The organism is Rhizobium sp. 268, from assembly GCF_036571585.1.
GTDB lineage: Bacteria > Pseudomonadota > Alphaproteobacteria > Rhizobiales > Rhizobiaceae > Rhizobium > Rhizobium redzepovicii.
The window spans coordinates 488,132-500,451 of the sequence record NZ_JAPPSO010000002.1 but is presented as its reverse complement, the minus strand read 5'-3'; the positions used below and the strand labels follow the sequence as shown (position 1 = coordinate 500,451).

Genomic DNA, 12,320 nt, shown 5'->3' with positions numbered 1-12,320 from the left:
TCTATAGAGCCTACCGCCGTCCCAACGCGTCCGGTGAACTCCCTAAGCAGTCGCGTTCGGTCTTTGATCCAAGGCAATGCGGACATGGTCCGGGATCGCGTAGGAATAGAAACGTCCGGGCACAGGCACCGCCAATGGCGCCTTTCGAAATCCTGCAGCCCTCATGGGGTAGAGCGCGATGGAATGGGATGCATCAAGAAGGATCGACCCGATCATCCTCGTTTTCGCAGAGACGGGAGTCCGCAAGATCGTTCGCACGGCCCGACAAGCAGCAGAGATCTTGATGCAGGACTGGCCTACTGATGACGGGGAGGAATTTTTCAGTGCGGTTAAAGCCTGTCTGGACGTCATTACCGGCGATACCGAACCGGATCGGCTCCGCCAGGCAATCATCCGAGCAGCTGCTGAAGCTGGCGTTGCCGCGATCACGGTCATTGATTGAGTTTGATATTCTACCGTTGAGGTCGCTCCAGGAGGAGCTGCCCGCCTTAAATCAAGCTTCTGCCAAGTGGTCCGATGAACTCGGTTTTCAAGCCTTGATGACGTGCCTTCCGCAGAAATTTCACGGTTGTCTGGCTGAAATAGCAAGCCGGCTCGGCTGAGACGTCCGTCATTGATGTCATCCAGTAGAGGCCCTGTCGTATCTTGATGCTGACACGCCAACGACCATCCTCTATCCGGCGAAGTTCGAAGTCTGCTGGTTGAAGCTAATCTGAACGGGCGTCGTGGGTTTGTCCGGCCCGAAACTCAGCACTCATCCACTTTTCTCCTCTCCGATCTCAGATATTGCTGTTTCCGGTATCGTGATGAGTCGACAGAAGCGCCAAGCCCCCAAGGAGCATGAGGACTGCGCCGCACACGACGTCGTTGTAGCTGAATGCCATCAGACCGCTAAAACTCATTACCCAGGGCGAAACGATCAGCCAGAAGCCCATAAGAACTTTCGAAGCCTCGTGCCATGCCTTGGGAAAGAGCAGCCCCAGATATGCGATGATGGCGATCAGCGCTCCAGCCACCCAATGCGCGATGACCGCGCCCCTTGCCAAGTTCGTGTAACCGAGGAGAATAGGAAGTGTCCATGGCGTCGATATCAGGTAAAGCCCGAGAACGAAAACCAGCCAATTTTGCCGGCGAAGATCATACATACTAAACCTCCGACATCGATCGGGAGCAGATTTATCAAATTCTCATGGATTTTATTTGCGCTGGATCAATCTGTTCCATCTTGAGGCAATTTTCTTGTCGCCTTTGCGGTCATGCCACTGAATGTAAATTTTTCAGCGGGTTTCTTGCGGCGCGTGCAGTCGTTCGGCCGCCTCACGTTTTGGAGGCAAAGGTGAAGGAATTCGCAGTTCCGACAAACGCCCGCTCTAGAAGACGTCCTCGCCGTTTCGGCAACGAATTCAGTGCGGAATTCCTGCGCGTCCTTCACAAAGGAATTTGCGCTGAGCGCATCTGCCCGGATGACGTCGTTGAAGCATTGCGCAAAGGGACAGAGAGTTCTTCACCCAAGCGCGGGCGCGCGGCGAAACGGCGGCGATTTGCCAGTCGTCATTGCTCATTCGCTCAAGACGGAAATCAATTCCGGAGGAAGACGGATCGGAGCTTGCCGCACCGGCCAATAACGCCTCTGCCGTCCGCGAAGTCGCCCATATCCGTCTCCCTTCTTGCAATCGGTGCGACCGCCTCATGGAAAAGCTCATCGCCATCCGACAACGTTTCAAGAAGATACCTTTCGACGGCTTTCGTCATTGATGCGGGCCAACATGTGCCAGTTCCAGCTCGACCGTGTCATCCGGATGCTCTTCAAGGATCTCGATCATCTTGTCATCCGTTGGATTGGAACCGGGATCCGGCTCGGTGAGCACGTCCTTAACGTCGAATTCCCTGCCCTTGAGGATCAGATAGCGCACCTTGTCAGGCGAAATGCTCGGCCGCCAATTCTCGCTCGTATCTTTGGTCATGCCGCCTCCTCACGTCACTTGATCTGCGGAACGTAGACTATCACCTTCCGGCGCGGCCTGCTTGCGCCAGATCAAGTTCCAAGCCCGCGGTCAATTCGTCATCGCGTCGCCCAGTTCAGAATTCTAGGCTGTTCAATGACCGCCAGGAGCTTCGCGGCGACCCTCCCGCATCGATCGCGTCCCAAACTTGATCAGCGTCAATGATACTCTCGCGCAGCTGTGGAAGGAAAAATGCGTAAGAATGCGGAAGCGGGAGAGACCGATGGAGCGCAAGCATGGCTTCAATCTTGGATACTTCTTCGTGGCGATGCTGCTGCTCGGGCTGTTCCAGCTCTGGTTCGCCTCCCGAGATCTGGTCGAGGTGTCCTACAGCGATCTGATGCGCATGGTTGCCGATGGCAAGGTGCAATCGGTCACGCTGACCGAGACGATGATCCGCGGGGTCTTCAAGCAGCCGCAAAACGGCAAGTTGGTGTTCGTCAGCAACCGCGTCGATCCTGCCGCCGCCGCGACTTTCGAGACGGCCGGCGTTGAGGTCACAGGAGGCACGGACAGCAATTGGCTGACGACGGTCCTTTCCTGGGTGTTGCCGACGCTGCTGTTCCTCGGCGTCTGGCTCTTCCTTTTCCGCGGCTTCGCGGAGCGGCAAGGCATGGGAGGGCTGATCAATATCGGCAAATCCCGGGCCAAGGTCTATCTTGAGCGCAAGACCGGCGTCACCTTCGAGGATGTCGCCGGTGCCGACGAAGCCAAGGCGGAATTGCAGGAAATCGTTTCCTTCCTGAAGGAGAAGGATAAGTATGGTCGTCTTGGCGCCCGCATCCCCAAGGGAATCCTGCTCGTCGGCCCGCCGGGCACAGGCAAGACACTGCTCGCCCGCGCCGTCGCCGGCGAGGCGAATGTTCCCTTCTTCTCGATCTCCGGTTCTGAATTCGTCGAAATGTTCGTGGGCGTGGGTGCCGCACGTGTCCGCGATCTGTTCGAGCAGGCGCGGCAGGCCGCGCCGTGTATTATCTTCATCGATGAGCTCGATGCGCTCGGCCGCGCCCGAAGCCCGCTCGCTGGTTATGGCGGCAGTGACGAAAAGGAACAGACGCTCAATCAGCTTCTTTCCGAACTCGACGGTTTCGATCCAAGGGTGGGAATCGTCTTGTTGGCTGCCACCAACCGGCCGGAGATCCTCGATGCGGCGCTGTTGCGTGCCGGCCGTTTCGACCGTCAGGTGGCCATCGACCGGCCCGACCGAAAAGGTCGCGCCGCTATTCTCTCTGTCCATACAAAGAAGGTGACGATGGCGCCCGACGTGAAGGTCGACGACATCGCAGGCCTGACGCCAGGCTTCACAGGCGCCGATCTTGCCAATCTCGTCAACGAGGCGGCAATCTTCGCGACGCGCCGCAACGGCAGTACCGTTACCATGGAGGATTTCACTCAGGCAGTGGAGCGTATTGTTGCCGGGTCCGAACGCCGCAGCCGACTGCTCAATCCGCAGGAACGCGAGCGGGTCGCCTATCACGAGATGGGACACGCGCTGGCGGCAGCTGCCCTGACCAGAACCGATCCGGTGCAGAAGGTTTCAATCATTCCGCGTTCCATCGGGGCTCTCGGCTATACCCTGCAGCGACCGACGGAGGATCGTTTTCTGATTACCCTCGGCGAACTGAAGGAGCGTATGATTGCCCTGTTGGCAGGCCGGGCCGCCGAGGCCGTGATCTTCGGCGAGGTTTCAACGGGAGCCGCTGACGACCTTGCCAAGGCCACCGACGTGGCGCGGGGATGTGTCACTCGCTTCGGCATGAGCTCCGTCGGTCAGGCGGTCCTGGAGCCGCAGCGTCTGCAATGGCTGGGCGACGGCCAGCCGGACCTGAGGCAGAAAGACTATTCCGAGGCAACCGCACGAGAAGTCGACATTGCCATCCGCGCCATGCTCGACGAAGCTTACGAGCAGGCCAAGGCGCTTCTGACGACCCGCATCGCCGATCTCCATGCCGGCGCCAAGCTGTTGTTGGAACGCGAAACAGTCACCCCGGCCGAGTTCGAACCGCTGCGGCGACTGGACAACCGAGATGTCGCCCGGGTGTCGGAAGACCTACCGTCTGCGGCGCAATAGGTTTTGACGATAGGCAACCGTCGGTCGGACCTCGCCGAACCAGACAAACAATCCGCCCGCCCTTATCCAGCGAGCCGAGCACGATCGACCTGCTCATTGGCTGGGAAACCGGTATCCTGGTTCTCAGGAGCCTTGCCGGCCTCATACTCCGTTTCGGCGATATCCGTCATCGTGATCGTTACGTTGAAATCAACCGATTCCGGCTGGCTTGCCGCGGCGCTCGTCGTTCAGGCCGCCACATATTTCTGTGCAGCGGCAATCGGAGGCCATATTCGGGCTCGTGTCGGCTGCGTCCTCATCGTCAAGCTGGATTGACTGTTTTCATGGAGCGGCGAGGCTGGTCCCCGCCACTCCCCGTGTCTTCAGTTCACCGCGATCCGGTTATCGACCATGGTTACACCCGGCACGGACCAGGCAGCGCGCTCGGCAGCGCGGCGCTCGCTCCAGGAATGAACATCGCCCTCCAAGGTGACATTGCCGCCGGCCACATCGGCGCGGATGCCGGAAGCTTCAATCTCGGCATTGCGGAGCAATGCGTTCTCGATGCGCTCTTGTATGTCAGCGACGCTCGCGGTCGGCCGGATCGTCACTAGATTGACAATGGCCACGACGCCGCCGAGCTTGCGGACGGCATTCTCCGCTGCAATCCTTTGGAAGTGCCACGGTACCTCACCGGTCAGCGTCACGCAGCCGCGCTGTACAGTTACGCCTATGGCGGCATCTGGAAGCGCCGTATCCCAGCTGATGATCTTCAACGCTCGAGCGGCAATTTCATCGTCGGCATGCTTCTTGCGCTCCGGATAGCGAATTTGAATTTCCTCCGCGATCGCACGCACGCCTTTGACACGTCGTGCGGCTGCTTCCGCGGCTCCCTTTTCGGCAAAGCTCGCGACGTGGCCTGACAAGGTGACGATGCCGTTTTCGACGGACACACCTATGTTGGCGGCATCAATGCTCGGCTCGAACTCGAGTTCATCCAGAACATTCTGCTGTATGGTCGTGTCGTTCATCTGCTCTCTCCATTCTTGAAGATGATCGAGGTTGAACCCCACCGGAGAGCGTGCATCCATCGGAACAGGCCTGCATTGCGCTTGATCAATGTGCCGCGCCCGCCGCGTCCATGTTGCGTCGCCGCTCTTCGGACGGAGCAGCCGGAGGAAGCCAACGTCAATCGAACAGTTCCCGGAGGCGAACAGCCAATTCACGGGCGGTGTAGGGTTTCTTAAGCCAGCTCCCGGCAAGGGCGAACTCCCGGCCGGCGATGACAGGCTCGGCATAGACCTTCCACGCTCCTTCCCTTCGGACCGTCTCGCGGATTTCCTCCGCTGGCCGGGGGAAGTGCGTCGCCAGCAGCTCGTGCACGACCTTTCCGAGAGCCTCTTCGCGCGACCAGCCGTAGAGGGCTTCGCAGCCGCCGGTCCACCGGCTGATCACGCCATCGAAACCATGGATGATGAGATTGCCCCATCAAGCAGGCGCGCGACGCGCTATGTCCGATCAAAGATGTGCGGAAGCCGCTCTGAGTTTCGCCTTAGCATCGGCGATGGCCCAGATTGATTAAGCGGCCTTTGAAATTCTATTTTGCGGGACTTCCTGCTCTCATTCATGGAAGAGACGGTGCCCACAACTCTCGCAGGTATTTGGCCAGGCGCAACACCTTTGAGATGTGGGGCGCTCCTCGTACGGAAAAAAGGACGGCCTCGTGGTTGTTAACCAATACCAGCCTTCCGGCACGTTGGCCCATCGATGTATCTATGGCGCCGCTATGCACCGAGAGAATCGATAGCGGTCGTGAGTGCCTCGATCGGATTTGAACCAGCGGTCCTATGAATGTAGCGATCAACGAGCAGAGCCAATATACTGAAAATTCCGGCTCTTCACCTTCAGCGTATTAATATGAAGGTCAGGCACGAACATGACGCCCTTGGCCGATCCCGGCATTTGCCGCACCAGCACAAGTCCTGCTGTTTAGACCCAACGCCCGTCCTTCGAATTCATCGCCTCGGCACAGGTGATGATGTTGCGCGCTGCGAGATCCTTGCGCAGGAAGGCGATCGGATGCCGCCGCAATGTCAGCCCGGTATGGCTGTAGTCCTCAATACGTTATGCCCGTCCGTCATCTGCCGAAGCGCGACCTCCGGCTCCTGCTGCTCGGCGATTGCAGCCATCTCCCGTTCGGCCGTGGCGGCAAATAGCGCCAAGGGTTCATCGCGCAGCGCCTTGATCGCCCAGAGCGCGTCGCGGCGTTCGAGCTTCAGCGACACCAGAAAGGCATCTGCCTTGGCAAGCTGCACGAGCGCCTCCGATGGCACGCCGGATCGTCGCCACATATCATCAACCGAGGCAAAGGCCGTGTTCATGCGTGCCGCGACGATGCGCGCGGCGTCAGCGACCGCCAATCCTTTCACCTGCCGGAAACCGAGCCGGACAGCATGGCGCCCAGATTTGCCGACCCGCTCCAGCGTGCAGTCCCACCGGGAGCGATTGATGCAGACCGGCCGCACCTCGACGCCATGGGCCATGGCATCGCCGACGATCTGCGCCGGCGCGCAAAAGCCCATCGGCTGCGAGTTCAGCAGCGCGGCACAGAAGACGCCAGGGTAATGGCATTTGATGTAGTTGGAGGCATAGGCGATCAGTGCGAACGAGGCCGCATGGCTCTCCGGAAAGCCATAGGAGCCAAAGCCTTCGAGCTGGGAAAGGTCTTTTCGGCAAATTCCGGCGTGTAGCACCATCCCAGACACCAGCTTGTCCTTGAAGCGTGAGACGCCACCGGTGAACTTGAAGGTCGCCATCGACTTGCGCAGCTGCTCGGCCTGATGAAGACCTGCCAAAAGCTCGGCCTGTCGTTCTGGCACTATCTCGGCGATCGGCTGGGGATCAGTGACGAAGATCATGCTGTTGCACCCCTCGCCTCCCTGGTTGCAGCTCGCACCTGAACGCTCTCGGCCCTTCGAGCACCCTGCTCGGCGTCAGACATGCTGATTGTGTCGGCATGGCCACCAAATCAGCCCCGCTTACCCGCAGCAGCGTGTCTGGGGCACCGTGGGAATCTCTGCAAAATACCCGCTAAGGGTTTTGGTTGAGGTGACGGAAATCAAGGGTTATTGTGGCGGCCAGATTGTTGAGATTTGCGTATATGTCGAACAACGCGCCACATCGTCATCATTACGTTCCGCGCATGGTGCAACGAAACTTCACCAATGAGAGTGGAGGCCTATACTTTTGGCGCCGAGGTATGAACATCGGCGAGGTTCGAATCACAAAGCCATCGAACCTCTTCGTTGAGGACCACCTATATACGATTGTCGACAAAAATGGTGCGCGCGACGCCCGCATTGCTTCGCAGGCTGATCCGATGCCTGACGAGATGCTGGTAGAGTTCAGAAACCGAGGATTGGTCATCTACGTAGCGCCCTCTGAGACATCGTTCATTCTCGGTGACGATATGAGCGGAGATGCATTGGTCAGTTCACGTGGCGGCACAACAGGCGCGCGTAGGGTGCAGTTCATGCCAATCGCGCCTGACGTTGCAGTCGGCTACTGCGATACTCGGGGCGTGCACACGGACCACTTAACGGCCATGGATGTTAGGCTTATGAACGAAGCTATGGCCAAGCAGTCGTACCTTATTGCTGGGCGATCGAAGGCGCAGATCGCTTCCTTGTCACGGATTCCTTATGATCCGCCTGAAATAATGAAGGGGTGGTTCAAGAGTAGACATGGCGCGGACCAATGATAATCCAAGTGAGGGCTGCGATGGTTTACATCTACTTTTGTTGATGCGCAGCAGATATCCGAACGGCCGCGATGTGGCGCAAAGCTTTCATTGCGCGCGGACCACAACTGGCTCGAACAAAATGCCTTGCCAGCGCCTTCGCCTTGAAGGGTATCGAACCCGCGACCGCCAGATTAAAATTCGTAAGCGACTGACAATTCGGGTAATTTCCGACTTAGTAAAATTTATGCACCGTGAGGCGAAAGCTGTATCAGAGGCGGCTTGTTGTTATATCGATCGAGAATAATTGCGATCGATCGAAGGCAGGCAAAGTAGCGTGCGGTGCAACGGGCTAAGGGTGAATAATCAGAGTATCACAAATCTAGTGGATCATTTGTCTTCGGCTAATGTTTCAGGTTCAACAACGACGTCCCCTAACATATCTGAGTAGTGTGCGTGAATGAGCTAGGAGGCGTACGATATACATTCCGCGGGTCCTTGTCGTCGGCGAACGGACCTTCACCGAAGAGGAACTGCTTCGGGAGGGAAGGGTGTTTGTCGTGCTGGCAGAACCCGGGGCCGGCAAGACGGAGTTATTAAGGACCCTGGCCGGCCTGCTTCAGACGGTTCGAATCAAGGCGAGCGTTTTTCGCAATCGGCAGCCGCCATCCAACCGCGCTCCCCTCGTCATCGACGCAATGGACGAGGTCGCCCGCATCGACCGGCTCGCCACCGACCAGATCATTGCTCAGGCCAGCAATGTGTCTCATGCCACAGTCGTCTTCGCAGGCCGTTCGAGCGAATGGGACCAGGGACGGACGGCTTATGTCGAGGAATGCTTCGGGATAAAGCCAACGGTCGTCTACCTGCAACCGTTCAGCCGCGCGGAGCAGCGGCAATTGTTCGCTTCAGAGTTTCCCAATGAAGATTTTGAAGCGTTCGGGGCGGAGGTAGAGAGGTTCGAGTTAGGGCCGCTCCTCGGCAACCCGCAATTTCTGAAGCTGCTGGGAGAGGCCTATCTGGAAAGCGGACGGGAATTCGTTTCGAAAGCAAATATCTTCGCAGATGCGGTCAGGCGGCTTGCTCATGAAACCAACCCCGATCTCGGTCGGCAAAAGCACAAACCGTCAACGGACAGGATTGTCGCCCAGTGCGAGGAAGTCTTCGCAAAGCTGATGCTTTCCGGCGCTGCCGGAATCGCGACGGTTGAGCAATTAAGCGATCGAGACTTTCCCTACCTTGACGATCTCCTGCGACCGGACGCCGATTTATCGTTCCTGCTGGATACAAGATTGTTTAAGCCGAGCGAAGACGTGGAAAAACACGAGCCCGTCCATCGCATTGTCGCCGAATATTGTGCGGCCGGGTATCTCGTGAAACGAATATCAGATCCGACCGACCGCCTATCGCTCGAGCGGGTGTTCGCCATCGTTGCTCCGAACAGGACAACCCGCGATGAGCTTCGAGGAATGCTCGGATGGATGGCCGCGCGCGGCAGCGAGATACTGCAGCTCGAAGCCGTCCGCCTTGATCCCTATGCGATCCTTGCGAATGGAGATCCGGGTCAGCTTACCGCGAAGGCGAAGAAGACCCTATTGGCAGCACTTGATGAGCTCGCGGACAAGGAGCCGTTGTTCCGGCGGAGCGATGCATGGCGACGGTTCAACGTGGGCCACTTTTTCACCGCTGATGTGCTTGATGATATTCGCGCGATCCTGCTGAAGCGGGGATCGCTGCGAAGTCTGGTGCTCGAGTTGCTCGAAGAGACCGAAGCGGTATCGAGCCTCGTACCCGAACTATCGCATCTTGTGAGAGATGCTGCTGCCGAGGCTTCCGCCCGTCAGCTGGCGATGCGTATCCTACTGAAATCCCCATCCTACGACGTGAAGGACGACGTCGCAGAGTTACTGTCGAACGAAACACAAATTACCCTCGAGCTAGCCTCACGGGCCATATCAATCCGTGGCGTCGCGGCAGTGGGGCGGGCCTCGGTAAGTACGCTTCTGTCCAAACTCGGCAGCCTCTACCCGAAGCCGGGGACACGCGATCGATCCGCAATGTCGCGCTCGTTCATTGATAAACTCATTCTATCCCTTGACCGGGAAGATATCCCTGACTTCCTTGATGAGGTTGCGTCCGACATCACATGCACATGCAAGGCGAAAAGCCACTATACCTGTAAGTGCCGTGACGGATCGAGCAAGGTTGTCGCAAAGCTCCTGGACCGGTTTTTCGATATGCCTCCCTTTGAACCCGAAGCCTCCCGCGTCTGGGCCTGGCTAGGGCCGTTGAACTTTCGCAACGGGATGGCGCCCGAAAGAAGCCTGGCTGTGAAGTATCTCGCTGAGCAGGAGGTTTTGCGCCGAGCCGTGCAACGGTTAGCCGTAACAAACGCGGCAGACGAAGATAGTGCGCATGATGCGGTCAGTCGCCTTTATTCGAGCCACAGCCATTCCGGCATCATCATGCGCGAGGGCGATCCCGCGGCCCTAAGTCAATACGCATTCGAAAATGGCCTCGTCGAGGTCTGGGCGGCGCTCAGGTCCGGCCACGATATCTATCGGAAGTCGACCGGACCGAACCCGATGCGGGCCCTGCAGCGGCAACAGAGCAGATATTCCCCGGAGTTTCTTCGCGCCTGGAGCTACAGGGAAAGGCGCCAGCGCGACTACATCCGGAAGGAGCGACAGGGCTTCAGGGTTCGTGGCCGGCGATATGCCCAACGGGAGGCCGCGGTCGAGGCCCACAACCAGGTTCACCTCAGAGACAACCTCGCACAGATCGAAGCCGGACGTCACTGGGGATGGCTGAACCAGTTTGCCAGAACATACCTCCTCGAACCCGAGAAACTCGCAGATATCACCAACGATCCGGAGACGCCGCTGCGAGCTCTGCGCAACTGTCTTCCTTTTCTGACCCCGCACATACCGACAGTCGGGGAGCTCGGTCGGCGACATGGCACGAGCATTGCCGAGGCGCTTCTCGCCACCTGTATCGTTCGGGTCCGCGAAGGCGGAAGCCTCGATACCGTCGATCCTCGCATCCTGGCAGCGGCCAAGACGGAAGCGACATCCTATCCATGTTTTGCCGAGGGCGAGGAGGTCGAGTTCGAGGCCAAACTTGATGCAGCGCTGTTCGTCGAGGATGGAACTGCGGAGAACTTTGTACGAAGCTTCTTTGAGCCGCAGCTTGCGACGACCGACGACGCTGTCGTTTCGAACATTCATTGGCTGGAGCACAAACCGGCCTTCCAACATCTGCAAACAACCTTGCCGATCGAATGGCTGGAGCGCTTTCCGTTCATGCCACTCGATGCCGCCCGTTCGCTGTTCAGCCTGGCTGCAAAATACGCAGATCGCGATGCGCTTCTCGCACTCATCGCCCGTCGTCTCGCCGACCCGGTTTCCGACACGGGTCAGAATTCCCCCGATGACAAGCGGGAGCGCGCCCGCAAGAAATTCTGGCAGGTCAACGCGTTCCTGTATCAGGCAGAGGGCGGCGAGGCCGCCTGGGATGAGATCAAAGCGGATCCTAAGACGATCTTCGCTTTGAAGCATCGCATAGGCCGCTACGATGTCAGCACCGATGACGATCGTCCGCCAGTCACCTCGGAGACGCTGTACCGTATTTTGGACGCCTATGTCGACGTCTGGCCAAAGGTGCCTCTTCCGAGCGGCTGGGGCTCGAACGATCCCGAGGACGAAACGGCCTATCGGTTCCTCACTGAGTGTGCCTACCAGCTTGCGAATGACGTTCCGGACAGGCGTTCTGCCGTGCTTGATCGGATGCTTGCCGATGGACGCTTTTCCGATTTCCGCGATGTGCTTCTGACGATGCGCGCGGAGGCGGGTCGCGAACTAGCGCTCCAGGATTTTCGGGCGCCCTCCCCGGCCGAGATCAACAATCTTCTCAACGAAAATGGTGTAGCCTCCGTCGAGGACATGCGTGCCCTAATGGTGCAAGAGCTTGCCGAGATCCAGAAATGGCTTCACGGCTCAGAAACCGATCCCCTCGACACCTTCTATCCCGGCGGCAAGCGCGTCGACGAGAACACAGCTCGAAATCGGATCGTCGACCGCCTGCAGGGTCGGATGACAGCACTGGGGCTTTCCGTCGTTATCGAGCGTCATATGGCCGGAGCCAATCGCTGCGATATCACCGCCTCTGCCTTGATAGAAGGCGTCGGTCGTCTGCTGGTCATCGAGGTGAAGGGCCAATGGAACAACGAGCTGTTCACTGCCGCTTCCGCGCAACTGGACGAACGATACGCAATCCATCCTGACGCTGCGCGCCAAGGCATTTACCTCGTTCTCTGGTATGGGAATGGCGAAAAGGTCGCAGGCTTGGTCGATCCGACGATTTCAACTGCGGCCGAGCTTAAAGCCAGCATCCTCTCGAAGATGTCGGAGGAACTGCAGCGGCGCATTGACGTCGTTGTTCTCGACCTTTCAAGGCCGGGCTCGACGAGATTGAAGCCGAAGAAGACGCGAGCCGCCACACCCGCAGGGACAAAAACAAAAGGCTGAAC

At 58.4% G+C, this 12,320-nt stretch carries 7 protein-coding genes and 2 pseudogenes; 4 read left to right on the top strand and 5 right to left on the bottom strand.

Annotated features, from left to right (window positions below):
* Positions 1 to 178: 178 nt before the first annotated feature.
* Complete coding sequence (locus OS035_RS05755; RefSeq protein WP_331813462.1) at positions 179 to 442, top strand: DUF982 domain-containing protein; 264 nt, start codon at positions 179 to 181, stop codon at positions 440 to 442.
* A gap of 337 nt (positions 443 to 779) precedes the next feature.
* On the opposite strand, the gene OS035_RS05750 is transcribed toward OS035_RS05755, so the two are convergent.
* Positions 780 to 1,145: an SPW repeat protein gene (locus tag OS035_RS05750; protein ID WP_168309575.1), complete on the bottom strand. Its 366-nt coding sequence runs from the start codon at positions 1,143 to 1,145 to the stop codon at positions 780 to 782.
* Between the two features lie 603 nt (positions 1,146 to 1,748).
* Entirely contained in the window at positions 1,749 to 1,964 is a 216-nt protein-coding gene (locus tag OS035_RS05745; RefSeq protein WP_331813461.1) for a hypothetical protein, read from the bottom strand.
* Between the two features lie 262 nt (positions 1,965 to 2,226).
* Between OS035_RS05745 and ftsH the strand changes: the two genes are divergently transcribed.
* Positions 2,227 to 4,074 (top strand): ATP-dependent zinc metalloprotease FtsH, encoded by a 1,848-nt coding sequence (gene ftsH, locus OS035_RS05740; RefSeq protein ID WP_331813460.1) that lies wholly within the window; start codon positions 2,227 to 2,229, stop codon positions 4,072 to 4,074.
* A 362-nt stretch (positions 4,075 to 4,436) separates the two neighbouring features.
* On the opposite strand, the gene OS035_RS05735 is transcribed toward ftsH, so the two are convergent.
* From OS035_RS05735 to OS035_RS05725, 3 genes and pseudogenes are all read right to left on the bottom strand, one after another.
* Positions 4,437 to 5,084 carry a BON domain-containing protein gene (locus OS035_RS05735; RefSeq protein ID WP_168309694.1) on the bottom strand — a complete coding sequence of 216 codons (648 nt, stop codon included), beginning with the start codon at positions 5,082 to 5,084 and terminating at the stop codon, positions 4,437 to 4,439.
* A gap of 274 nt (positions 5,085 to 5,358) precedes the next feature.
* A pseudogene (locus OS035_RS05730) lies at positions 5,359 to 5,549 on the bottom strand (PAS domain-containing protein); the annotation flags it as partial.
* 433 nt (positions 5,550 to 5,982) lie between these two features.
* Positions 5,983 to 6,893: pseudogene (locus OS035_RS05725) on the bottom strand (helix-hairpin-helix domain-containing protein); the annotation flags it as partial.
* Positions 6,894 to 7,213: 320 nt separating this feature from the next.
* On the opposite strand from OS035_RS05725, the gene OS035_RS05720 reads away from it, so the two are divergent.
* Positions 7,214 to 7,813, top strand: coding sequence for a DUF4238 domain-containing protein (locus OS035_RS05720; protein WP_331813459.1), 600 nt, complete (start codon positions 7,214 to 7,216; stop codon positions 7,811 to 7,813).
* Between the two features lie 530 nt (positions 7,814 to 8,343).
* Positions 8,344 to 12,318 (top strand): NACHT domain-containing protein, encoded by a 3,975-nt coding sequence (locus tag OS035_RS05715; protein ID WP_331813458.1) that lies wholly within the window; start codon positions 8,344 to 8,346, stop codon positions 12,316 to 12,318.
* Positions 12,319 to 12,320: the final 2 nt, after the last annotated feature.

Excerpts from the sequence above, each read along its gene's own strand:
- OS035_RS05755 (WP_331813462.1), top strand. The coding sequence starts at position 179 with ATGGAATGGGATGCATCAAGAAGGATCGACCCGATCATCCTCGTTTTC.
- OS035_RS05745 (WP_331813461.1), bottom strand. The coding sequence starts at position 1,964 with ATGACCAAAGATACGAGCGAGAATTGGCGGCCGAGCATTTCGCCTGAC.
- OS035_RS05750 (WP_168309575.1), bottom strand. The coding sequence starts at position 1,145 with ATGTATGATCTTCGCCGGCAAAATTGGCTGGTTTTCGTTCTCGGGCTT.
- OS035_RS05735 (WP_168309694.1), bottom strand. The coding sequence starts at position 5,084 with ATGAACGACACGACCATACAGCAGAATGTTCTGGATGAACTCGAGTTC.
- OS035_RS05720 (WP_331813459.1), top strand. The coding sequence starts at position 7,214 with ATGTCGAACAACGCGCCACATCGTCATCATTACGTTCCGCGCATGGTG.
- ftsH (WP_331813460.1), top strand. The coding sequence starts at position 2,227 with ATGGAGCGCAAGCATGGCTTCAATCTTGGATACTTCTTCGTGGCGATG.